Raw genomic sequence first — 21,451 nt, forward strand, 5'->3', positions numbered from 1 at the left:
TTTCTCTCTACGTCAAGATCGATTGTGCCAGTCGGCCGGAATGACGGTTCCTCGGTTCCTTCGGCCGCCTCGACGCGGGGCAGCGGGGCGCCGCAAGCCTCCCGCGCCGGGCAGCACACGACCCGTGTGCGGGGCGCCTCCCGGCCCGGTGGCCGAAGGAGTGTCCGCGACGTTCGGATCCCGTTAGGGAAGTGGCGCCGGTGCTCGTCCGGTGTCGCTCCGGCCGCCACGGTGGACCGGGACGGAGACCGAGACCGGGCGGACCGGGATCGGATCGGGTGCGGCGCACGAGGAGGAAACCCGTGGTGGATGGTTGCGACGGTGCGGTCGTGCCGGCGGTGAAGTGGTGAGCGCGGAGCACATCGTGGGCGTGCTGGTGGCGGTGGCGCTGGTCGGGCTGTTGGTGGCCGGCGTCAAGTTCCGCGACCGGTTCTGATTCCGGGACCTTCCTGGATCCGACGTCGAGGGGCCGGGGCGGCGAAAGAGGGCTCATCCGGCGGTTCCTGTGACCCAAGGTTAATTAGGCTGCGGCGATGGAACGCGCAACCGAAGTGCCCGAACGCCTCGACCGGTCTGCGGATCCGGCCCGGGTGAATGACTACGACAGTTTCGCCGAGGCGTACTCGGCGGAGAACGAGTGCAGCCTCGTGAATGCGTACTACGCGCGGCCCGCGATGCTGGACCTCGCCGGAGACGTGGCCGGCCGCCGCATCCTGGACGCCGGCTGCGGCTCCGGCCCCGTGTCCGCAGCACTGCGCGACCGCGGCGCCGTCGTCAGTGGCATCGACGCCAGCGCCGGGATGTTGGCACTGGCCAAGCGACGGCTCGGTGAGGATGCGGACCTGCACCAGGTCGACCTTCGCGACCGCTTGCCCTTCGACGATGGTGCCTTCGACGACGTGGTCTCTTCGCTGGTCCTGCACTACCTGGAGGACTGGGGGCCGACGTTGGCCGAGTTGCGGCGCGTGCTCAGGCCCGGCGGCCGGCTGTTCGCGTCGGTGGACCACCCGATCGTGGCCTACACGATCCAGGAACCTCGGCCCGACTACTTCGCGACCACCAGCTATACCTTTGACTGGACGTTCGGCGGGCAGACCGTCTCGATGAAGTTCTGGCGCAAGCCGTTGCACGCGATGATCGATGCCTTCACCACCGCGGGCTTCCGCCTCTCCACCATCAGCGAGCCGCGGCCCGACCCGGCCGCCCGTGAACTCTTCCCCGACGGCTTCCGCGACCTTTCGGCCAAACCCTGCTTCCTGTTCTTCGTTGTCGAGGTGCCGCCTTCGGCCACCGGCTCGGACGACTAGCCGGGAGCCGCCTCCTCGATCGTGGGGTCCCTCGTGATCGCGGGGAGGCAACAACTACGCTGCGGGTGGCTTGAGTTGACGGTGCGTATCCGTGTCGCCGCCGCTGTGCTGCGTCGGCGCGCGGGACGCCCGGCGGAGTTGCTCGTGTCCGATCACGACGCGGGCCTGTCGTCCGGCATGCGAGTCCCGGCGGGGAGATCCGTCAGAAGCGCCCTAGTCATCCCCCAACCCCGCCTCTTCGAGGTCCAGGCCGCGTTGGAGTCTGCGGCGCGTGGTGTCGCTGATGTGGTTGTCCGCGTACAGCCGGTGGAGTTGGGCGGATTCGGCCGCTATCACGGTGCGGCGCAGCTCGCGGTAGGTGGCGGCGGAGGTCCACTGGGTCGAGGTGGCGTCGTCGTCCTGGTCGGCGTCGGCCTGGTCGAGTCGGGCCAGGAGGCCGCGGCGTAGCTGGTCTATGACCGGTGTGGGCGCGGCCTCGGCCGATTCGAGGTCGTCCAGGCAGCTCAGGCCCGCCTTGGCGAGACCGGCGCGGGCGCGGGCCTCCTCCCGGGCGGTGTGTTCCGGTTCCAGCGCGATCCCGGACCAGCGCACGACCGGCGCCAGGGTGAAGCCCTGGAGGACGAGGGTGAAGACGACCACGCCGGTGGTGAGGACGAGGACCAACGGGCGGTGCGGCAACGGGCCGCCGCCGTCGGCGGTCAGCGGGATGGACAGCGCGGCGGCCAGCGGCATCACGCCGCGGGTGCCGGCCCAGGACACCACCGCGGGGATGCGCCAGGTGACCGCGCCGTTGCCGCGGCGCCGCTGCATGATGGCGGACAGCGGCAGGACCCCGAGGAGCCGGACGGCGAGCACCGTGCCGGCCACCGCGAGCAGCCCCAGCGGCCAGGACCGTTCGTCCGGCGTCAACTGGCGCACGAGCGGCGGCAGTTCCAGCCCGATCAGGGCGAAGACGACGCTTTCCAGGAGGAAGACCACGGTGCCGTAGACGGCGTGCACCTGGAGGCGGATGGTGGCGTTGGTGAGCCGGTGGCCCGTGCTGCCGAGCACCACCCCCGCGACCACCACCGCGGTGACGCCCGAGGTGTGCAGGTCCTCGGCGAGCACGTACGCGGCGTACGGGGTGACGAGGGCGATCACCGTCTCCAGTATCGGGTCCTCGGTCCGCCGCCGGATCAGCGCGACCATGCCCGCGACCGCGCCGCCGACCAGCGCCCCGCCGCCGCCCAACAGCAGGAACTGGCCGCCGGCCGAGGGCAGCGTGACCGCGTTCGCGGCGACCGCCGTGCCCACCGCGACCTTGAAGAGCACCAGGCTGGTGGCGTCGTTGAAGAGGCTCTCGGACTGGACCATCACCTGTATCCGCGGCGGCAGCGCGATCTTGCGGCCGAGGGCGGTCACGGCGACCGGGTCGGTGCTGGCCAGCACCGCGCCCAGCACGAACGCCATGGTGGGGGAGAGCGGCGTGACCGCGGAGGCCACCACGCCCACCGCCGCCGCGCTGGCCAGTACCAGTCCGAAGGCGAGAACGGTCACCGGCCGCCACACCAGCCGCAGTTCGCGCCACGGGATGTCCTCGGCGGACGCGTACAGCAGCGGCGGTAGCACCACCACGCTGATCACTTCGGGCGCCACCTGGATGTCCCGTAGCCAGGGCAACAGGCCGATGAGCACCCCGCCGACGACCAGCAACGAGGGGGCGGGGATGCGCCAGTGGCGGGCGCCGGTGGCCACCAGGGTGGCGAATCCGACGAGGAGCAGGATGGCAGTAAGTTCGGTCACGTGCTCGTCTCTCGGTGACTTCGGCCGTCATGGAACCGCCGCCGACCAGACTTCCCGGCACCCCGCAAGGAAACCTATCGGGTTTTATCGGGTCTCTGCCACAGTTCCTACGCGCCACGTGTCCGTATGCGCGGCCGCGATTGAGGGGACGTCATGGCGGGGCCCCGGGACGGCAATCCGCCCCGGGGCCCCGCCACTTCGGCCTCAGCCCTGCCCGGCCTTGCCTCCGTGGTTGGAGTTCTTCTTGCGGCGGGCTCTCTTCTTCCGGGCGCGCTTGGACATCGGTACGACGGGTCCTTCCGGTGTGTTGGGGTCTGGTGCGGGAGTGGCAGTCAGGCGTGGTGGGCGACGAGCTCGTCGGCCAGCTTGTTGAGGCGCTTGACGGTGCGGTCCTCGGTGGCGACGGGGGCCGGGTCGACGCGCTGATCGCGGTCGTAGTAGGCGCCGTTGACGATCTCGACGGCCGGGTCGCAGAGCCGGACCACATGGGCCGCGCCCTCCGCCGCCGGGCCGCCCTCGACGCCGTAGAGCGGCAGCAGGCCGGTCTCGCAGATGCCCGGGTGGACGGAGACGGCCGCGACGCGCGGGTCGGCGGCGAAGACGGTGAGGGCGAGTTGGGACTGGGCGTAGGCGGCGAGCCGGGAGTAGCGGCGGGCCCGCTGCGGGTCGCTCCACTGGATGGAGGCGGTGCGGTGCAGCGAGGAGGAGACGTTGACCACGCGGCCGCCGGCCTCGCTGGTGAGCGCCGGCTCCAGCAGGCAGGTCAGCAGGTAGTGGGCGAGGAAGTTGACCTGGAAGGCGAGTTCGTTGCCGTCGGCGGTGAGGGTGTGGCGCTCGGGCGCCGCGGTGGCCGCGTTGTTGACCAGCACGTCCAGGTGCGGATGGTCGGCGACGACCCGCCGGGCCAGCGCCTCGACCTCCTCCAGGCGTGCGAAGTCCGCGCCGAGGCCGATGAGTCGGGCGGCGTCTAGGCCCGCCGTGGCGACGAGCGCATCGGCCGCCGCCAGGGCCTCGTCGAGGGTCCGACCGTGCAGCAGCACGGTCGCGCCGCGTTCGGCGAGCTGCCGGGCGATCTCGTAGCCGATGCCGGAGGTGGCTCCGGTGACCAGGACGGTACGGGAGGAAAGGTCGAAGGCGGGCATGATTCCTGTCTGGGTTGGGATGGAGGAAGGGACGGATGCGCCGCGCCCGGGTACGCCGAAGTCGCTGCCCCAACGGGCGAGGAGGCACGGGCACGGACGTGCGGAAGCACGGAAACGGGGCGCCCGAGCGGATCGTGACGCCCCGTGAGGATCCGGACGACGGCTCAGCGGGAGGCAGAGCCCTCCGGGCAGCGCGGCGCACGACGCGGGGCCGCCGGATGAGGCGGACGGTCGAGAAGGAGCCAGGCGCTGTTCACGCCACCATCAAATGCCGGGCCGGGCACGGCCGCAAGCACCCCCGCTCCCTCTTGACGCAGCCCTGATGACCTGCGGTGCGGCGGGCGGAAGACGCCGACCGGCCGGCGCGGTGGTCAGAGTGCCACGACGGCCAGCAGCCCCAGCGCGAGCAGCAGGACGGTCCCGCCGGCGGCGATGAACGCGCGCTCCATGCCCAGGCGTTCGCGGTTCCGGACGACGACCGATCGCGGATCGGCGGGGTCGTAGTGGAGGAGCACCCGGTCACCGTCGGCCAGCGGACGGCGGGACGTCGACGCGACGGGGCAGACCACCTCCATGACCCGCTCGTCGTCCGTCACGAACTGGAGCAACGGGCGCGGCCGCACCGGCTCTTCGGCGCCCCTGCCCGGTGCCTGCATGACCAGCGCCAGCACGCACACGCCCGTCCGCTGCACCCGGCGCACCTGCCGCAGCCCGTACACACCGGCGAGCAGGGCGAGCGCGCCCCCGAACGCGGCGAACACCGCCAGCACCGCCACCCCATCCACCGCGCGCCTCCTTCCGGCCTTCCTCCGCCTGGCGTTCCGTTCCGTTCCCCCGCCCCCGCCCCCGCCCCCGCCCCCGCCCCGGGTCGGGGCTAGGCGCCCTCCACCGCCCGCTCCCTCGCCTCCTCGGCGGCCGCGGCCCGCAGCGAGAGGACCATGGTGAGCCCGCCTCCGGGAGTGTCCTCGGGGTCGAGCGTGCCGCCCATCGCCTCGGCCAGGCCGCGGGAGAGCGCCAGGCCCAGCCCCAGACCGCTGGTGTTGTCGCGATCGCCGAGCCGCTGGAACGGCACGAAGATCCGGTCCCGGTCCTCCGGGCGCAACCCGGGCCCCTGGTCGATGACCCGCAATTCGACCCGGGAGCCCAGCGCGCTGGCGGTGATCAACACCCGCTCCGCCGAACCGGAGTGCCGCACCGCGTTGGTGACGAGGTTGGCGAGGACCCGCTCCAACAGCGGCGGATCGGCCAGCACATCGCGGACCTCGGCCAACCCCCGCGACTCGACCCGCACCGGCGCCGCGGCCAGCGTCGACAGCGCCAGCGGCAACACATCGGCGAACGCGGTCGGTTGCAGATGCAGCGTCAACGCGCCGGCACGGAGCCGACTCATGTCCAGGAGGTTGTCGACCAGGCGGTTGAGCTCGATGAGCGATTCCTCGGCGGTGGCCAGCAACTCGTTCCGCTCCGCGTCGGAGAAGTCCACATCCGTGCTGCGCAACGAACTGATCGCGGCCCGCCCACTGGCCAGCGGGGTCCGCAGGTCGTGACTGACCGCGGCCAGCAGCGCGGTGCGCAACCGGTCGGCCGCCTTGACCGGTTCGACCTCGGCCGCGGCCTCCATGAGACGGGCGTGGTCGAGCGCGGCCGCGAGATGGGCGGCGAAGGCGGTCAACACCCGGTGCTCGGAGGCCGGCAGCCGGCGACCGCGGAGGATCAGGGACCGGTCCGGCCCGGCCGGCACCTTCACCAGGTCGGCGTCCTCCACGTCCACCTCGGTCTCCGGATCGGTGCGCGGGACGAGCTCCGCGGACTCCATGCCGAACGCCTCGCGGGTACGGTCCAGCAGCACCGACACCCCCTGATCGCCGCGCAGGATGTTCCCGGCCATCGACGAGAGGGTCTCCGCCTCCGCGGTGGCACTGGCGGCGCGCCGCGACAGCCGCAGCGAACGGTCCACCAGGGCGGCGACGGTGACGGCGACGAGCGCGAACACCACCAGCGCCAGCGCGTTGTTGGGCTCGGTGATGGTGAACTCGTCCGTCGGCGGGATGAAGTAGTAGTTCAGCAGCAGGGAGGCGGTGAGCGAGGCCAACAGCGCGGAGGCCACACCGCCGAGGCAGGCCACGCCGACGACGCTGATCAGGAAGAGCAGCGCCTCGCTGCTGAGGTTGAGGGTGCCGCGCATGTGGGTGAGCATGACGGTCAGCAGGACGGGGAGGACCAGGCCGGCGACCGGCCCGGCGATCCGGCGGGCGTGCGGCAGCTGCCGGCCGGGGATCTTCAACCGGCGGCCGCGGCCGGCCCGTTCGTGAGTGACCATGTGGACGTCGATGTCGCCGGAGAGCTCGACGGTGTCCTCACCGATGCCGCGCGGCGCCACCAGGCGCGAGAACCAACTGCGGCGGCTGGTGCCCAACACGAGCTGGGTGGCGTTCTCCGCACGGGCGAAGTCCAGCAGCGCGGTGGGGACATGGTCACCGACCACCGAGTGGTAGCTGCCGCCCAGCTTCTCGACCAGCGCCCGCTGTTTGGCGAGCGCCGCCGGGGAGGCATAGGCCAGGCCGTCGCTGCGGGCGACATGGACGGCCAACAGGTCACCGCCCGACGAGCGGTCCGCGATCCGCTCCGCGCGACGGATCAGCGTCTCACCCTCCGGACCGCCGGTGAGCGCCACCACCACCCGCTCCCGGGTCTCCCAGACCGTGCCGATGCCGTGCTCGGAACGGTACTTCTGCAGCGTCTCGTCCACCCGTCCGGCAACCCACAGCAGCGCCAACTCCCGTAGGGCCGTGAGGTTTCCGATGCGGAAGTAGTGGGCGAGCGCGGCATCGACCTTCTCCGGCTGGTAGACGTTGCCGTGCGCCATGCGCCGCCGCAGCGCCTCGGCCGGCATGTCCACCAGCTCGATCTGATCGGCGCGGCGGACCACCTCGTCGGGTACGGTCTCCCGCTGCGGCACACCGGTGATCTTCTCGACCACGTCGTTCAACGACTCCAGGTGCTGGACGTTGACGGTGGTCACCACGTCGATCCCGGCGGCCAACAGCTCGTCGATGTCCTGCCAGCGCTTGGCGTTCCGACCACCGGGCACATTGGTGTGCGGCAACTCGTCGACCAGCGCGACCGCCGGCCGACGAGCGAGCACGGCATCGAGGTCCAACTCAGTGAACGTCGAACCGCGGTAGGTGCGTTGCAGCCGCGGCACCAACTCCAGCCCGTGGAGCATCTCCTCGGTGTGCCGCCGACCGTGGCACTCGGCGTACGCCACCACCACATCCGTGCCGCGCCTCAGGCGGCGGCGCCCCTCGTCCAACATCCGGTACGTCTTGCCGACCCCCGGCGCGGCACCGAGGAAGACCTTCAGCTTCCCCGGCCGATCGCCCGGCACCTCGGCCGCGTCCACTCTCGGCGCCACCGAACGTCCCTCCCTCGCCATTCCAGCACGGCCCCACGACGCCTGGTTCGGCGAGGGGACCTCGGGCGGCCGAGCGGACATGGGTTATCCGTCATCGTCACACCGGGCCGGCCGAAACACGATGAAACGGCGCGATGTTGACGTTTTCCTGATCCGGCTCCTGATCCGAGGCGAGCCGGCAGCTGATCACGCCACCGACACGGTGGCCCCGTCCGCCGTGGTCCACTGGGCGAGCGCGTCCGCCAGACCGAGGGGATCGGCGGACGGGGTGGCGTGCGCGAGATATCCGTCCGGCCGGACGAGGACGGCGCACAGCGTGGACCACGTACCGCTCGGCGAGGGCGCCGCACGCACCTCCACGCGGGCGGAGCCGAGTTCGGCGAAGTGGCCTTCCGGCGTGAAGTCCACGAGCAGGTAACGGTCATGACGCAGCGCCCGGTGGAGCGTGCCGCCGTCGGCGAGGGGGAGATCCGGCGCCCGGGTGCCCACCAGAGGGTGCGTGCCCTCGGGTTGCGGATAGCTCACGCTGAGGCCGGAGAGCGACCCGGCCAGCTCCTCGGCGGTGTCGCCGCCACGACCGATCAGACCGCTGACGAGGTCGCGCAGTGCCTGCCCACCGGCCGTGAACGTGTGCATCAGCGCCCCCTGTGCCAGGGTGTTGGCCATGAGCTGCTCCGCCACGTGCTGGCGTTCGTGCTCGTAGGAGCCGGCGCCGTCGATCAGGTGGGCGGGAGCCCAGCCGTGGATCTCGGCCGCCAGCTTCCAGGCGAGGTTCATGGCGTCCTGGAGCCCCACGTTGAGCCCCTGCCCGCCGGCCGGCAGATGGACGTGGGCCGCGTCGCCGGCGAGCAGGACGCGTCCGGAGCGGTACCGCGTGGCGCGGCGGGTGCTGTCGCTGGCCCGGGAGATCCACGGCGCGGCACGCAACCCGAAGTCGGTGCCGGCGATGCGCCGCAACGCGGCGCGCAGTTCCTCCAGGCCGAACGGCTCGGACTGCCGCTGCCGCACCTCCTCGGCGGTCAGCCCCGTATCACCGACCTCCGTGCCGAACACACGCCACTTACCGCCCGGCATCGGCACGGTGCTGACAAAGCCGGTGTCGTGGTGCCACAACTGCCCTGCCACAACGGGTGGGTTGGCGAGGTCGACGTCGGCGACGAATCCCACCGCGGTCGGCTCCCTGCCCGGGAACGCGATCGAGGACAGTTTGCGCACGTGGCTGTGCGCGCCGTCGGCCCCCACCAGATAGCCGGCGGTGTGATCCCGGTCGCCGGCCCGCACCCGGAGTCCGCCGTCAACCTCCTCCCACCCCTGCACCGCCTGCCCGTAGTGCACCGGGACGCCGCGCCACCGCAGGTGGTCGGCGAGGAACCGCTCGGTGTCGGCCTGGGGGATCAGCAGGACGATGGGGAAGGGCGTGTCCAGGCCGGAGTAGTCGAGCCTGTCGGGCAGCACGGCGAAATGGGCACTGGGCCGCGGCGTGCCGTGGTCGACGAGGACGTCCGCCAACCGGCGCCCGCCGGCCGTCTCGACCGTGGCCAGCACCTCCAATGTGCGCGGATGCATGGTGGTGGCCTTGGAGTGCTCGCTCGGGCCTTCGTTGCGCTCGAAGACCTCGACGCGCACGCCGGCGGCGTCCAGCAGGGCCGCGGTCAGCAACCCGACGGGCCCGCCGCCCGCGACGATGACCTGGGCGCTCACCGGTGCCCCGCCTTCGGGCGCAGGAGTGCCACACCCACGCCGAGCCCCGTGGTGGAAGCGAGGTGGATCAGCAACGCCTTGCGGTTGGGGGCCCACACACCCGTGGTCGGCCCACCGGACCACAGCGCGGCGCCGATCCCGGCGGCCGAGGCGACCATGCCCCGCCACACGGCCCGGCTCCTGTTCTGGCCGGCCAGGGCACCCAGCACGAGCACGCCGACCGAACCCGCGGAGATCAACACCTCACGCGCCATGTGGTACTGGACGTGCCCTTCCCCGTGGCGCGCTTCCGGGGCGCGGTACGTCTCGTCGGTGATGTGGGTGGCCGTCTGCCACACCGAGGGCACCACGGCGGCGACCCCCGCCAGCGTGACCACGGCCCCGACCCGCTGTCGTGACGAACTCATCGGCTTCCTGACCTTCCTGGATACGAGCTCCTGGAACCGGATGCGAGCTCCTAGATTACGAGAACGTTCATATAATGAATCCTATTCCCTCGCACGGGTAGCGGATTTCGGGCACGGATCGGGAGAGCGACGATGCGCCAGACACCATGCACGGACTATGTCGACGACATGGTGGAGGTCCTCGCCGACACCTTTGAGCCCGACCTGTTGGAGGCCAAGGCGCTCGCCTACCGGCTGCGACGGATCAGCCACTGGCTGGAGACGGAGATCAAGCGCGAACTCGCCTCGCACGACATCGAGTTGTGGGAGCTGGAGCTGCTGGCCTGCTTGAGCCGCGCCGCGGAGTGGCGGCTCACCGCGGGCGAACTGGCCCGCCAGATGCAGCTCACCTCCGGCGCCGTCAGCAACCGGGTGCGACGGCTGGAGGCGAAGGGATGGGTGTTGCGTGACTTCGCCGCCCACGACCGGCGCTCGGTGACCGTCACCCTGACCGAGGAGGGCCGCGGCCGAGCCATGCGGGTCTTCGCCACCAAGACCGAGACCGAACTGCGGATGCTCTCCGCGCTCTCCCCCGACCGGCGCCGCAGGGTCAACGCCGACCTGCGCACCGTGCTGGCGGACCTGGAGGCGGGGGAGACGGGCTGACGCCGTACTCAACGCCCCTTCGGTCCGCCGCTACCCGCTTCGACGGGCGCGGCTACGGCTTCTTCGGCGGCGTCGCCGTCAACGTCGCCGCCCCGGCCAATGGAGTGCGCTCACGATCGCTCGTACCGGCCCTGGCGTGCGGCCAGTCGCTCCATCAGGGCCGCGCTGCCCGCGAGCATCTCCCGCTCGTCTTCGGTGAGTTCGGCCTCGATGGCCGTGGCCAGCCACCCGGCCCTGCGGCCGCGTTCCGCCTCCAGCGCGGCGCGGCCGGCGTCCGACAGCTCGACCAGGGACTTGCGGCCGTCGGTGGGGTGGGCCCTGCGGGTGACCAGGCCCTGTTCGAGGAGGAGGCCGACCGCCCGGGCCATCGACTGCGGGCGTACGCGCTGATCGGTCGCGAGATCGCTGGTGGTCATGGCGCCGTCGCGGTCCAGGACTCCGAGCACGGCGACCTGCCCGTGCGGGATCCGGTCCTCGCGCTTCACGCGCCGGGTGAGCTTGCCCATCGCGATACGCAGTTCGGCGGCGACGGTGGCGGATTCCGGGGTGGGCATAGGGCACTTTACCCCGGAAACGCCGTTGTGTAGCAGAACTGAACAGCAGAACTGAACAGCAATGCTGTACAGTTTCGTCGCGTCGGGCCGAGCGCCAGCGTCGTCGCAGCCGGGGCCCGGAAAGCGACAACGGGAAGGAACTCCCATGCTCGTACGCACAGTTGAGCCGACCACCATCCGCGGCGTCACCGCCCGCGCCGTCCTCGACAGTCGCGGCAACCCCACCGTCGAGGCCGAGGTCGTCCTCGCCGACGGATCCCTGGGGCGCGCCGCCGTCCCCTCCGGCGCCTCCACCGGCGCCCGCGAAGCGGTGGAGCTGCGCGACGGTGACCCTCAGCGTTGGCACGGCAAGGGCGTCGACCAGGCCGTCGCTCACGTGAAGGGCGAGATCGCGGATGTCGTCGCCGGGCGCGACGCCGACGACCAGGCCGGCCTCGACGCCGCGCTCATCGCACTCGACGGCACGCCTACCAAGGCCAGGCTCGGCGCCAACGCCCTGCTCGGGGTCTCTCTCGCCACCGCGAAGGCCGCCGCCGTCTCGCACCGGCAGCCGCTGTACCGCTACCTCGGCGGCGCCGACGCCCGCGTGCTTCCGGTGCCGATGATGAACATCGTCAACGGCGGTGCCCACGCCGACAATCCGCTGGACTTCCAGGAGTTCATGATCGCGCCGGTGGGCGCGGGAACCTTCGCGCAGGCCGTCCGGATGGGCTCCGAGGTCTTCCACACGCTCCGGCGCGACCTGCTGGCCGCCGGCCACTCCACGGGCGTCGGCGACGAGGGCGGCTTCGCGCCCGCGCTGCGTACGGCCGAGGAGGCGCTCGACTTCGTCATGGCCGCGATCGAACGGGCCGGGTACCGGCCCGGCACGGACATCGGCCTCGTCATGGATCCCGCGTCGTCGGAGTTCTTCCAGGGCGGCGTGTACGCGTACGCGGGGGAGGGCGTCCGGCGTACGCCCGCCGAACAGGTCGACTACCTCGCCAAGTTGATCGACGCGTACCCGATCGTCTCGGTGGAGGACCCGATGGCCGAGGACGACCTCGACGGGTGGCGCGAGCTCACGGCGCGGGTCGGGGACAGGTGCCAGTTGACCGGGGATGACGTGTTCTGCACCAACGAGGCACTGGTGCGGGAGGGCATCCGTACGGGGGTGGGGAACGCGGTCCTGGTCAAGGTCAACCAGATCGGGACGCTGACCGAGGCGCTCGGAACGGTGAGCGCTGCGCGCCGAGCCGGATGGGCGGCGGTCATCTCCCACCGTTCCGGCGAGACGGAGGACACGACCATCGCGGACCTGGCCGTCGCCACGGGATGCGGCCAGATCAAGACCGGGTCCCTGTCCCGCTCGGACCGCACCGCCAAGTACAACCAACTCATCCGAATCGAGGAGGAGTTGGGCGAGTCGGCGGTGTATGGATACGGCGCCGGGTCCGCCACCTGAGGCACTCTGGCGGGTACGGGCGCGTCTCCGAAGCCGCCTCCGGTCCGCGCTGCCCCCTCACGGCCGATGCGCCGTACGTGCCCACAGCGCCATCTGTCCACGCGATCCATGCAATCCACGCGATCCACGCACGGTGCTCCGAACGCTCAGTCAGAGATCAGGCGTTCAGAGACCCATCGCGGCCCGGACGAGGTCGGCGACGGCCCGGGAGCGGCTGTGGGGTGGCCAGGCGATGACCGTGGTGACCCTCGGCGCGTCGAGCACCGGCACGGTGGCGTGGTCGTCGCGGAGATGGGCTCGGCAGGACTCCGGCAGGACCGCGCAAGCCCGGCCGAGGGCGATCAGTTGGAGCAACTGCGTGTGATCCCGGACCTGCGGACCGGGGCCGTCGGGGTACCTGCCGTCGGCGCCCGGCCAGCGCGGTAGCGGCAGGTCCGGGAGCGCGGTGACCTCCGCCAACCGCACATGGGGCCGGCCGGTGAGGGGATGGCCGGCGGGCAGGACCACGACCTGGCCTTCCGTGGAGAGCTCCTCGGCATCGAGCCCGGCCGTCGAGTCGAACGGCCGGTGCAGCAGCGCCACATCAGCCCGCCCGTCGCGCAGGAGCCGTTCCTGCTCGCCGGGTCCGCACAGGAGCACCTCGACGGCGACCGCGCCCGGTTCGGCGGCGTGGGCGTCGAGGAGTTTCGCCAGGAGTTCGTTGGATGCGCCGGCCTTCGTGGTGAGGACCAGCGCGGGTTGTCCGGTGGCGGTGCGGGCGGCGCGGCGGGTGCGGCGCTCGGCGGCCGCGACCGCATCCAGCGCCGCCCGGCCCTCCCGCAGGAGCACCGCCCCGGCGTCGGTGAGGGTCACGCCGCGGCTGGTGCGCTCCAACAGCGTTGCCCCGAGCCGCCGTTCGAGCTGGCCGATCGCCCGCGACAGCGGCGGCTGGGCGATACCCAGCCGCCGCGCGGCCCGTCCGAAGTGCAGTTCCTCGGCGACGGCGACGAAGTACCGAAGCTCCCGCGTCTCCATGCCGTCACTGTACCCAGGCTCTGACCAGGATCGATATCCACGCGGTATCGCTGCCCACCCCATCGGTGTTGGCGGCTCTTTGGGGTCTCCGCTCAGGATTGACCGTATGAACGAACAGACGACCGCGCTGGTCACCGGCGCGAACAAGGGCATCGGGTACGAGATCGCGGCCGGCCTTGGCGCCCTCGGCTGGAGCGTCGGCGTCGGTGCCCGGGACGATCGGCGTCGCGAGGCGGCCGTGGCGAAGCTGCGCGCGGCCGGTGTCGATGCCTTCGGGATGCCGCTCGACGTGACCGACGACGCGGGCGTGGCGGCCGCCGCCCGCCTGATCGAGGAGCGCACCGGACGTCTCGACGTACTCGTCAACAACGCGGCGATCACCGGAGGCGGGCCGCAGGAACCGACCGCGGTGGACCCCGCGACGGTGCGGGCGGTCGTGGAGACGAACGTGATCGGCGTCATCCGCGTCACCAACGCGATGCTGCCGTTGCTGCGCCGCTCGGCGTCGCCGCGGATCGTGAACGTGTCCAGCGGCGTCGGATCGCTCACCCGCCAGACCACCCCCGGCGCCGAGACGGGTCCCATCTCCGTCGCCTACGCGCCGTCGAAGACGTTCCTCAACGCCGTCACCGTCCAGTACGCCAAAGAGCTGCGCGGCACGAACATCCTGATCAACGCCGGGTGCCCCGGCTACTGCGCGACCGACCTCAACGGCTTCAGCGGCGTCCGCACCCCCGAACAGGGCGCGGCGATCGCGATCCGACTCGCCACCTTGCCCGACGACGGCCCGACCGGCCGGTTCTTCGACGAGGCGGGGGAGGCGCCGTGGTGAGACAGCCCCGGCCGTCCGGGTTCTTCCAGGGCGTGTCTGGTGAGGCCAGCGGCGGGGGCGTTCACCGACGCCATCACGGAGTGTGAGGTTTCCGGATGCGGCGGTTACAGCCGGGTGTCAGCCTGGGCTCAACCCCACTCAAGGAGCGAACCCCCATGGGCATGAAGGACGACATGCAGAAGAAGGGTCAGCAGGCCAGGCAGAAGGCCGAGCAGTCCAAGCAGCAGGCCCAACAGCGCGGCCAGCAGGCGCAGGACAAGATGCGTCAGCAGCAGCAAGAGCGCCAGCAGCAGGGCCGCCAGCAGTCGCTGGACGACATCCAGGACGACCTCGGCGATTGACGTCCGGGGCGCCGCAGCGAGAGCCGGCGTTCTCCTGGATGAGCCGTTGGTGCCCATGCCTCCTTCACCGCGAGTTCGGTGAAGGAGGCATGGGCTTGCTGGTGTCCTCATGACCGGCGACGACACCCGTAGGACAGTGCGCGCGGGGCGAACCGACGGGCCGCCGATCGCGTGCCGAAGCGATCAGGTCGGGTGGTCAACTCCCCTTGTGGCGCCGTGCGTCGGCCAGTAGCATGCCCGCGAAGCCGGCCATCAGCAGCAGGGCCAGGATCGCGGCCAGCAGCCCGCCGGGCGGGGCGCCGGCGAACAGCGCGGCCAGACCGAGCAGCAGGACCACCAGCACGGTCGCGGCGATCTTCCAGTCGTCGCCGACCAGGAACGCGTACCAGAACCGGGCGAATCCCTTGAGCACGGAGGCGAACCCCTTGAGCGGGGCGAGGACGAGGCGCACGACGGCTCCCTTCAGTCCCGGCCGGTGACGCGCGAACCGGGGCGTGCGGCGAGGGCGGGGGCGGCCCGGATCAGCAGTCGACTGACGCCGAACCAGGCCGCGATCAGGACGGGGACCGCCCCGTCGCGGCCCCACCAGGCGAGGGCCCGTCCGTCGGGCGCGAAGACGCCGAGCCCGGCCACCGCCCAGTAGGTGCCGAAGCCGGTCAACAGCAGCCCGACGGCGTACTTGAGGGTGTTCTCCGGCACCCGGGAGAGCGGCCGGTGGGCGACGAATCCGGCGAGGGCCACGCAGAGTGCGGCGATGACCGCGGTGCCGGCCGCCACCGGCACGTTACGGGCGCTGGTCCCGAACGTGATCACGATGAAGACGATCTCCACGCCCTCCAGGAAGACGCCCTTGAGGGTGACCGTGAAGCCGAACCAGTCCAACCCGAGGCGGGTGGTCCGCTCCGCCGCGCGGGCCGCGGAGGTCTGTGCGGCGAAGGCGGCCTCCTCGTCGTGGCGGGCCCGGAGGCCGGCGCCGCGCAGCACCGCCTTGCGCAACCACTGGAGCCCGAAGATCAACAGCAGGGTGCCGACGGTCAACTGGAGCGCCGCCTCCGGCAGCCAGGTGGCCAACGCGTAGCCGGCCGCGGCGGTGAAGGCGGCGAGCGCCACGGCGGCCGCCGCGGCACCGGCCCAGGCGGACCGCCAACCACGGGTCATCCCCATCGCCATCACGATGGTCAACGCCTCCACCGCCTCGACCACCGAGGCCAGGAAGACCGCCGCCACCAGACCGTATGTCGGGCCCATCGAAGGCGCCTCCTCCCGCAGCACACCGCACCGCGCGTCCAGGATGCCGGAACGCCGTCCCCGCCCGGCACCGGCCCGCCGCACCCTGCGTGGCGTGCCCACCGTCCGTCCCACCAGCCCCGCGCCCCGTCAAGGCCGCGTCAAAGCCGGACCGCTTCCGGCCCGTACGCGACGGCCTGCGTTTACACCGGAGAGGGAGGTGACTTCCATGGTGCGCTACCTCACCCGCGCCCAGACGGCCCTGGCCGCCGCGCTCCTGCTTCCACCGGCAGTCAGCGCGGTACTGCTGCCGTTCCGCAACTGGATGTCCAACACCAACGCGGCCCTGGTACTGGTCGTCGTCGTGGTGGCCGTCGCCGTCCTCGGCCACCGGCTCGCCGGTGCGCTCGCCGCGCTGTCGGCCGCGGTGTGGTTCGACTTCTTCCTCACCCGGCCCTACGAACAGTTCGCCATCACCAAGTCCGCCGACATCGTCACCGCCGTGCTCCTGCTCGCCGTCGGCGTCGCCGTATCCCAACTCGCCGCCCACACCCGGGAACTGAAGGTCATCGCCATCACCGACGACGACTACCTGGCGCAGATCCACCACACCGCCCGGCTCGTGGAGACCGCCGCGGGTCCGGACATGGTCGTCGACCACGTGCGGCGGCAACTGGTGGGGCTACTGGGGCTGAGCGGCTGCCGCTTCGAGTACGGCACGCTCATCGGACACCCACCGCGGCTGCTGGAGGACGGCTCGATCGCCTGGGGGCGCCGCCACTGGGACGCCGACCGGGACGGGCTGCCCGAGGACGAGCCGGTCGAGCTGCGGGTGAGCCACGGCGGGCACTTCCACGGCCGGTTCATGCTGCAAGCGGCCCCGGGCTCCGCACCGCCGCTCGGCGCCCGGCTGGTCGCGGTGACGCTGGCCGACCAGGTAGGGGCGGCCTTCGAAGCCGTTGGCCCTACCGCCCGTTGAGGCCCGCCCGGCCGACGGGGACCGCGGCGGCCAGGTCCCGGTTCAGCTCGACGACATTGACGTAGGGCTGCCCCAGGAAGCCCAGCGTGCGCCCGTGCAGCCGGCGTTCGACCAGGCGGCGGACCCGCACGGGGGAGAGCCGGCGGGCCTGGGCGACGCGCCGGACCTGCTGGTAGGCGTATGCCGGGGAGATCGCCGGGTCCAGGCCGGAGCCGCTGCCGGTGACCGCGTCCGCCGGGACCGCGGCCGCCGGCACGCCGTCGAAGGCGGCGACCGCGCCGCGGCGGGCCAGGATCAACCTGGTCAACTTGGGGTTGGTCGGACCGAGGTTGCTGGCCCCGGAGTTGCCGGGGTCGTAGCCACCAGCCGAGGGGCGTGGTTGGAACCAGGCGGGATCAGGGAGCGCGGCGCGGCCCGAAGTGGCCGTGGGCAGCCCGAAGTTCTGGCCGATCAGCCGCGAGGCCACCGGCCGGCCGTGCGCCGTCAGCAGCGAGCCGTTGGCCCGGTCGGCGAGCCCGACCTGGGCGATGCCGGTGATGAGGAGCGGGTAGCCGATGCCGGTCACCACGGTCAGCACGAGCAGCATCCGCAGGGCCGCCAGGTGGTGGCGCAGTACGGCGGGAACGGCGGTGCGCGCCATGGTCGTTCTCCTCCCGTCGCCGGCCGTCAGCGCAGGCCGGGGATGAACTGGATGACGAGGTCGAGCAGTTTGATGCCGAGGAACGGCAGGACGAGGCCGCCCAGCCCGTAGAGCCAGATGTTGCGACCGAGGAGCTCGGCGGCGGACGACGGCCGGTACCGCACCCCGCGCAGCGCCAGCGGGATCAGCGCGACGATGATCAGCGCGTTGAAGACGATCGCGGAGCTGATCGCCGACGCCGGGCTGTGCAACCGCATGACGTTGAGCCAGTCCAGCCCGGGATAGACGCTCGCGAACATCGCGGGGATGATCGCGAAGTACTTGGCGACGTCGTTGGCGATCGAGAAGGTCGTCAACGCGCCGCGGGTGATGAGGAGTTGCTTGCCGATCTCGACGATCTCGATCAGCTTGGTCGGGTTGGAGTCGAGGTCGACCATGTTGCCGGCCTCCTTCGCCGCGGAGGTACCGGTGTTCATCGCCACACCGACGTCCGCCTGCGCCAGCGCCGGGGCGTCGTTCGTCCCGTCACCGGTCATCGCGACCAGCTTCCCGCCCTCCTGCTCGCGCCGGATCAGCGCCATCTTGTCCTCGGGCGCCGCCTCGGCCAGGAAGTCGTCCACGCCCGCCTCCTGGGCGATGGCCCGGGCGGTGAGCGGATTGTCGCCGGTGATCATCACGGTCCTGATGCCCATCCGGCGCAACTGGTCGAACCGGTCCCGCATGCCCTCCTTGATGACGTCCTTGAGGTGGATGACGCCCAGCACCCGGGCGTCCGGGGCCGCACCGCGCCGGATCACCTGCCCGACGACCAGCGGGGTCCCGCCGGTGGCCGAGATGCCGTCGACGACCTGCCCGACGTCCTCGGCCGGATGCCCGCCGTTGTCGCGCACCCAGCGCATCACCGCGGTCGCCGCCCCCTTGCGCAACGAGCGCCCCTCCCGCGGGTCGTGGAGGTCGACCCCGCTCATCCGGCTCTGCGCGGTGAACGGCACGAAGTCCGCCCCCTCCAACTCGCCCTCCTCCCGGCCGCGCAGCGCGTACTGCTCCTTGGCGAGGACCACGATCGAACGGCCCTCGGGCGTCTCGTCGGCGATCGAGGAGAGCTGCGCGGCGTCGGCGAGTTCCGCGACGCTCACCCCGGACGCCGGCAGGAACGCGGCGGCCTGCCGGTTGCCCAGGGTGATGGTGCCGGTCTTGTCCAACAGCAGGGTGTTGACGTCGCCCGCCGCCTCGACCGCGCGCCCCGACATCGCCAGGACGTTGCGTTGCACGAGCCGGTCCATGCCCGCGATGCCGATCGCCGGCAGCAGCGCGCCGATCGTGGTGGGGATCAACGCCACGACCAGGGCGACCAGGATGACCAGGGACTGCTCGGCGCCGGCGAAGACGGCGAACGGCTGGAGGGTCACCACGGCCACCAGGAAGATGAGGGTCAGCGACGCCAACAGCACGTTCAGCGCGATCTCGTTGGGGGTCTTCTGCCGGGCCGCCCCCTCGACCAGCGCGATCATCCGGTCGATGAACGTCTCACCGGGCTTGGCGGTGATCCGTACCACGATCCGGTCCGACAGCACCTTCGTGCCGCCCGTGACCGCCGACCGGTCGCCGCCCGACTCCCGGATCACCGGCGCCGACTCACCGGTGATGGCCGACTCGTCGACGCTCGCGATGCCCTCGACCACATCGCCGTCGCCCGGAATGAGCTGCCCCGCCTCGACCACCACATGATCGCCCAAGCGCAGCTCGGTGCCCGGCACTTCCTCCTCGACGGGCTCCACCGCGCCGGCCCGCCAGTCGACCAGCCGCCGCGCCGTCGTGGTGGTCTTGGTGCGCCGCAGCGCCGCCGCCTGTGCCTTGCCGCGGCCCTCCGCCACCGCCTCGGCGAGGTTGGCGAAGAGCGCGGTCAGCCACAGCCAGGCCGTGATCACCCACGCGAAGATGCTGGGTGTCCGCAGCGCCGACAGGGTGGTCAGGGCCGCCCCGACCTCCACCACGAACATCACCGGATTGTGGACCATCAACCGCGGATTCAGCTTGCGCAGCGCGTCCGGCAGCGACCGCACCAACTGCCGGGTATCCAGCAGCCCGCCCGAGACCCGCTGCGGACGACTGCCGGCACCGGCCGAGGGGACGGCGGGGGGAACGGGGGCCGAGGACATCAGTGCAGACCCTCCGCGAGGGGACCCAGCGCCAGCGCCGGGAAGTACGTCAGACCGACGACGATCAGGATCACGCCCGTCAACAGGCCGATGAACTGCGGCCGGTAGGTGGGCAGGGTGCCCGCGGTGACCGGCACCGGTTGCTGCCGGGCGAGCGAGCCGGCCAGCGCCAGGACGAACACCACCGGCAGGAACCGCCCCAGCAACATCACCACGCCCAGCGCCGTGTTGTACCAGACGGTGTTCGCGCTCAACCCGCCGAACGCCGACCCGTTGTTGTTGGCCGACGACGTGAACGCGTACAGCACCTCGGTGAAGCCGTGCGCTCCCGGATTGAGCATGGCGGCCCGCTCACCGGGGAACGCCATCGCCAGCCCCGCGCCGACCAGCACCAGCGCCGGCGTGGTCAGGATGTACAGCGAGGCGAACCGCATCTCCTGGCCGCGCAGCTTCTTGCCCAGGTACTCCGGCGTACGACCGACCATCAGCCCGGCGACGAAGACCGCGACCACCGCCAGGACCAGGATCCCGTAGAGCCCGGACCCGGTGCCGCCGGGCGCGATCTCGCCCAGCATCATGTTGAAGACCGTCATCCCGCCGCCGCCCGGAGTGTACGAATCGTGGGCGGAGTTGACCGCTCCGCAGGAGGTGAGGGTGGTGGAGGCGGCGAACAGCGTCGAGGCCCAGATGCCGAACCGGGTCTCCTTGCCCTCCAGCATCGCCCCGGCCGCATGCCCGGCCGGACTGCTGACCCGGTACTGCTCGTTGACGGTGATCAGCGCGACCGACGCGGCCCACAGCAGCACCATCACGGCGACGACCGCGTAACCCTGGCGCTGGTCGCCGACCATCGTGCCGAACGCCCGCGGCATGGCGAACGGGATCACCAACATCAGATAGATCTCGATCAGATTGGTCAGCCCGTTGGGATTCTCGAAGGGATGCGCGGAGTTGGCGTTGAAGAAGCCACCCCCGTTGGTGCCCAACTCCTTGATCGCCTCCTGCGAGGCCACCGGCCCGCCCGGCAGGCTCTGGTGACCGCCCGCGAGCGCGGTGAGCTCCTGCGGACCGTGCAGGTTCTGGATCACGCCGGCGGCCACCAGGACGATCGCGAAGACGCACGCGATCGGGAGCAACACCCGCAGCACCAACCGGGTCAGATCCACCCAGAAGTTCCCCACCCGGTCCGTCTTCCTCCGGGTGAAGCCGCGGATCAACGCGGCCACCACCGCGATGCCCACGGCCGCGGAGACGAAGTTCTGCACCGCCAACCCCGCCATCTGCACCAGATGACCCATCGCCGACTCACCGGAGTACGCCTGCCAGTTGGTGTTGGTGACGAACGACGCCGCGGTGTTGAACGCCAGGTCCGCCGGCACCGCCTTCCGCCCCAAGGAGAGCGGCAGACGGTCCTGCAGGCGCAGGAACGCGTACAGGAACAGCGTCGAGACCAGGGAGAACGCCAGCACGCTGCGCAGATAGACCGGCCACCGCTGGTCGGCGTCCGGGTGCACCCCGCCCAACCGGTAGACCAGCCGTTCCACCCGCGCGTGCCGCTCGGTGGTCAGGGTGTGCGCCAGATAGCCGCCCAGCGGGCGGTACGAGAGCGCCAGCACCGCCACCAGTGCGGCCACTTGGAGCCAACCGGCCGCGGTGTCGCCCATGCGGGCCCTCCCTAGAACTTCTCCGGAAAGATCAGGCACAGGATCAGGTAGACCACCAGCACGCCGGCGACCACCAGGCCGACGGTGTTCTCCAGACTCACAGGCGTCCGACCCCCTTGGCGGCCAGGCCGATGAGGGCGAACACCACCAGCGTCAGGGCAACGTAGACCACGTCCGACATGCGTGCGGCACCCCGCA

Annotated in this window: 20 protein-coding genes; 6 read left to right on the forward strand and 14 right to left on the reverse strand. The window is 71.6% G+C overall.

Going from position 1 to position 21,451, the window contains the following annotated elements; translation table 11 throughout:
• Positions 1–533: 533 nt before the first annotated feature.
• Entirely contained in the window at positions 534–1,307 is a 774-nt protein-coding gene (locus PV796_RS38400; RefSeq protein WP_274918429.1) for a class I SAM-dependent methyltransferase, read from the forward strand.
• Positions 1,308–1,520: 213 nt separating this feature from the next.
• On the opposite strand, the gene PV796_RS38405 is transcribed toward PV796_RS38400, so the two are convergent.
• The 6 genes from PV796_RS38405 to PV796_RS38430 form a co-directional block, all read right to left on the reverse strand.
• Entirely contained in the window at positions 1,521–3,089 is a 1,569-nt protein-coding gene (locus PV796_RS38405; protein ID WP_274918431.1) for a Na+/H+ antiporter, read from the reverse strand.
• A 332-nt stretch (positions 3,090–3,421) separates the two neighbouring features.
• Complete coding sequence (locus PV796_RS38410) at positions 3,422–4,231, reverse strand: SDR family NAD(P)-dependent oxidoreductase (protein WP_274918432.1); 810 nt, start codon at positions 4,229–4,231, stop codon at positions 3,422–3,424.
• A 371-nt stretch (positions 4,232–4,602) separates the two neighbouring features.
• A complete protein-coding gene (locus tag PV796_RS38415; protein WP_274918433.1) occupies positions 4,603–5,016 on the reverse strand; it encodes a DUF3592 domain-containing protein in 414 nt (137 codons plus the stop codon).
• Positions 5,017–5,105: 89 nt separating this feature from the next.
• Entirely contained in the window at positions 5,106–7,646 is a 2,541-nt protein-coding gene (locus PV796_RS38420; RefSeq protein WP_274918434.1) for a sensor histidine kinase, read from the reverse strand.
• Between the two features lie 186 nt (positions 7,647–7,832).
• Positions 7,833–9,347 carry an FAD-dependent monooxygenase gene (locus PV796_RS38425; protein WP_274918435.1) on the reverse strand — a complete coding sequence of 505 codons (1,515 nt, stop codon included), beginning with the start codon at positions 9,345–9,347 and terminating at the stop codon, positions 7,833–7,835.
• Positions 9,344–9,754, reverse strand: coding sequence for a hypothetical protein (locus PV796_RS38430; protein ID WP_274918437.1), 411 nt, complete (start codon positions 9,752–9,754; stop codon positions 9,344–9,346). Before PV796_RS38430 ends, PV796_RS38425 begins: the two co-directional genes overlap by 4 nt.
• Positions 9,755–9,886: 132 nt before the next feature.
• Here PV796_RS38430 and PV796_RS38435 point away from each other — a divergent pair, with 132 nt between their 5' ends.
• Positions 9,887–10,399 (forward strand): MarR family winged helix-turn-helix transcriptional regulator, encoded by a 513-nt coding sequence (locus PV796_RS38435; RefSeq protein ID WP_274918438.1) that lies wholly within the window; start codon positions 9,887–9,889, stop codon positions 10,397–10,399.
• Between the two features lie 110 nt (positions 10,400–10,509).
• On the opposite strand, the gene PV796_RS38440 is transcribed toward PV796_RS38435, so the two are convergent.
• On the reverse strand, positions 10,510–10,953 hold the full coding sequence (locus PV796_RS38440) for a MarR family winged helix-turn-helix transcriptional regulator (RefSeq protein WP_274918439.1): 444 nt from the start codon (positions 10,951–10,953) through the stop codon (positions 10,510–10,512).
• A 145-nt stretch (positions 10,954–11,098) separates the two neighbouring features.
• Here PV796_RS38440 and eno point away from each other — a divergent pair, with 145 nt between their 5' ends.
• On the forward strand, positions 11,099–12,397 hold the full coding sequence (gene eno, locus PV796_RS38445) for a phosphopyruvate hydratase (protein ID WP_274918440.1): 1,299 nt from the start codon (positions 11,099–11,101) through the stop codon (positions 12,395–12,397).
• A 165-nt stretch (positions 12,398–12,562) separates the two neighbouring features.
• Here the strand turns inward: eno and PV796_RS38450 are convergent, their stop codons facing one another.
• Positions 12,563–13,411, reverse strand: a complete 849-nt coding sequence (locus PV796_RS38450) for a LysR family transcriptional regulator (RefSeq protein WP_274918441.1) — start codon at positions 13,409–13,411, stop codon at positions 12,563–12,565.
• A 106-nt stretch (positions 13,412–13,517) separates the two neighbouring features.
• Between PV796_RS38450 and PV796_RS38455 the strand changes: the two genes are divergently transcribed.
• Both PV796_RS38455 and PV796_RS38460 read left to right on the forward strand, forming a co-directional pair.
• Positions 13,518–14,243 carry an SDR family oxidoreductase gene (locus PV796_RS38455; RefSeq protein WP_274918442.1) on the forward strand — a complete coding sequence of 242 codons (726 nt, stop codon included), beginning with the start codon at positions 13,518–13,520 and terminating at the stop codon, positions 14,241–14,243.
• 155 nt (positions 14,244–14,398) lie between these two features.
• A complete protein-coding gene (locus PV796_RS38460; protein ID WP_274918444.1) occupies positions 14,399–14,584 on the forward strand; it encodes a hypothetical protein in 186 nt (61 codons plus the stop codon).
• 196 nt (positions 14,585–14,780) lie between these two features.
• On the opposite strand, the gene PV796_RS38465 is transcribed toward PV796_RS38460, so the two are convergent.
• Positions 14,781–15,035 (reverse strand): hypothetical protein, encoded by a 255-nt coding sequence (locus tag PV796_RS38465; protein WP_274918445.1) that lies wholly within the window; start codon positions 15,033–15,035, stop codon positions 14,781–14,783.
• A gap of 11 nt (positions 15,036–15,046) precedes the next feature.
• The gene (locus PV796_RS38470; protein WP_274918446.1) at positions 15,047–15,832 is read right to left on the reverse strand and encodes a hypothetical protein; all 786 of its coding nucleotides are present in this window, start codon (positions 15,830–15,832) and stop codon (positions 15,047–15,049) included.
• 208 nt (positions 15,833–16,040) lie between these two features.
• On the opposite strand from PV796_RS38470, the gene PV796_RS38475 reads away from it, so the two are divergent.
• Positions 16,041–16,790 carry a DUF4118 domain-containing protein gene (locus PV796_RS38475; protein ID WP_274919383.1) on the forward strand — a complete coding sequence of 250 codons (750 nt, stop codon included), beginning with the start codon at positions 16,041–16,043 and terminating at the stop codon, positions 16,788–16,790.
• Here PV796_RS38475 and kdpC read toward each other — a convergent pair.
• Genes kdpC through PV796_RS38495 form a run of 4 tightly spaced genes read right to left on the reverse strand, consistent with a single transcriptional unit; the run spans position 16,777 to position 21,354 of the window.
• A complete protein-coding gene (kdpC, locus tag PV796_RS38480) occupies positions 16,777–17,430 on the reverse strand; it encodes a potassium-transporting ATPase subunit KdpC (RefSeq protein WP_274918447.1) in 654 nt (217 codons plus the stop codon). The two genes, PV796_RS38475 and kdpC, sit on opposite strands and share 14 nt — an antisense overlap.
• Positions 17,431–17,456: 26 nt before the next feature.
• Positions 17,457–19,589 carry a potassium-transporting ATPase subunit KdpB gene (gene kdpB, locus PV796_RS38485; protein WP_274918449.1) on the reverse strand — a complete coding sequence of 711 codons (2,133 nt, stop codon included), beginning with the start codon at positions 19,587–19,589 and terminating at the stop codon, positions 17,457–17,459.
• Positions 19,589–21,253, reverse strand: a complete 1,665-nt coding sequence (gene kdpA, locus PV796_RS38490) for a potassium-transporting ATPase subunit KdpA (RefSeq protein WP_274918451.1) — start codon at positions 21,251–21,253, stop codon at positions 19,589–19,591. The genes kdpB and kdpA overlap by 1 nt, the downstream gene beginning before the upstream one ends.
• Before the next feature lie 11 nt (positions 21,254–21,264).
• On the reverse strand, positions 21,265–21,354 hold the full coding sequence (locus tag PV796_RS38495) for a potassium-transporting ATPase subunit F (protein ID WP_274918452.1): 90 nt from the start codon (positions 21,352–21,354) through the stop codon (positions 21,265–21,267).
• Positions 21,355–21,451 lie beyond the last annotated feature (97 nt).

This window comes from Streptomyces sp. WZ-12, from assembly GCF_028898845.1.
Classification (GTDB): domain Bacteria; phylum Actinomycetota; class Actinomycetes; order Streptomycetales; family Streptomycetaceae; genus Streptomyces.

Excerpts from the sequence above, each read along its gene's own strand:
- kdpB (WP_274918449.1), bottom strand. The coding sequence starts at position 19,589 with ATGTCCTCGGCCCCCGTTCCCCCCGCCGTCCCCTCGGCCGGTGCCGGC.
- kdpA (WP_274918451.1), bottom strand. The coding sequence starts at position 21,253 with ATGGGCGACACCGCGGCCGGTTGGCTCCAAGTGGCCGCACTGGTGGCG.
- PV796_RS38460 (WP_274918444.1), top strand. The coding sequence starts at position 14,399 with ATGGGCATGAAGGACGACATGCAGAAGAAGGGTCAGCAGGCCAGGCAG.
- PV796_RS38475 (WP_274919383.1), top strand. The coding sequence starts at position 16,041 with ATGGTGCGCTACCTCACCCGCGCCCAGACGGCCCTGGCCGCCGCGCTC.
- PV796_RS38470 (WP_274918446.1), bottom strand. The coding sequence starts at position 15,832 with ATGGGCCCGACATACGGTCTGGTGGCGGCGGTCTTCCTGGCCTCGGTG.
- PV796_RS38430 (WP_274918437.1), bottom strand. The coding sequence starts at position 9,754 with ATGAGTTCGTCACGACAGCGGGTCGGGGCCGTGGTCACGCTGGCGGGG.
- PV796_RS38450 (WP_274918441.1), bottom strand. The coding sequence starts at position 13,411 with ATGGAGACGCGGGAGCTTCGGTACTTCGTCGCCGTCGCCGAGGAACTG.
- PV796_RS38440 (WP_274918439.1), bottom strand. The coding sequence starts at position 10,953 with ATGCCCACCCCGGAATCCGCCACCGTCGCCGCCGAACTGCGTATCGCG.
- PV796_RS38455 (WP_274918442.1), top strand. The coding sequence starts at position 13,518 with ATGAACGAACAGACGACCGCGCTGGTCACCGGCGCGAACAAGGGCATC.
- PV796_RS38410 (WP_274918432.1), bottom strand. The coding sequence starts at position 4,231 with ATGCCCGCCTTCGACCTTTCCTCCCGTACCGTCCTGGTCACCGGAGCC.
- PV796_RS38400 (WP_274918429.1), top strand. The coding sequence starts at position 534 with ATGGAACGCGCAACCGAAGTGCCCGAACGCCTCGACCGGTCTGCGGAT.
- kdpC (WP_274918447.1), bottom strand. The coding sequence starts at position 17,430 with ATGGCGCGCACCGCCGTTCCCGCCGTACTGCGCCACCACCTGGCGGCC.
- eno (WP_274918440.1), top strand. The coding sequence starts at position 11,099 with ATGCTCGTACGCACAGTTGAGCCGACCACCATCCGCGGCGTCACCGCC.
- PV796_RS38435 (WP_274918438.1), top strand. The coding sequence starts at position 9,887 with ATGCGCCAGACACCATGCACGGACTATGTCGACGACATGGTGGAGGTC.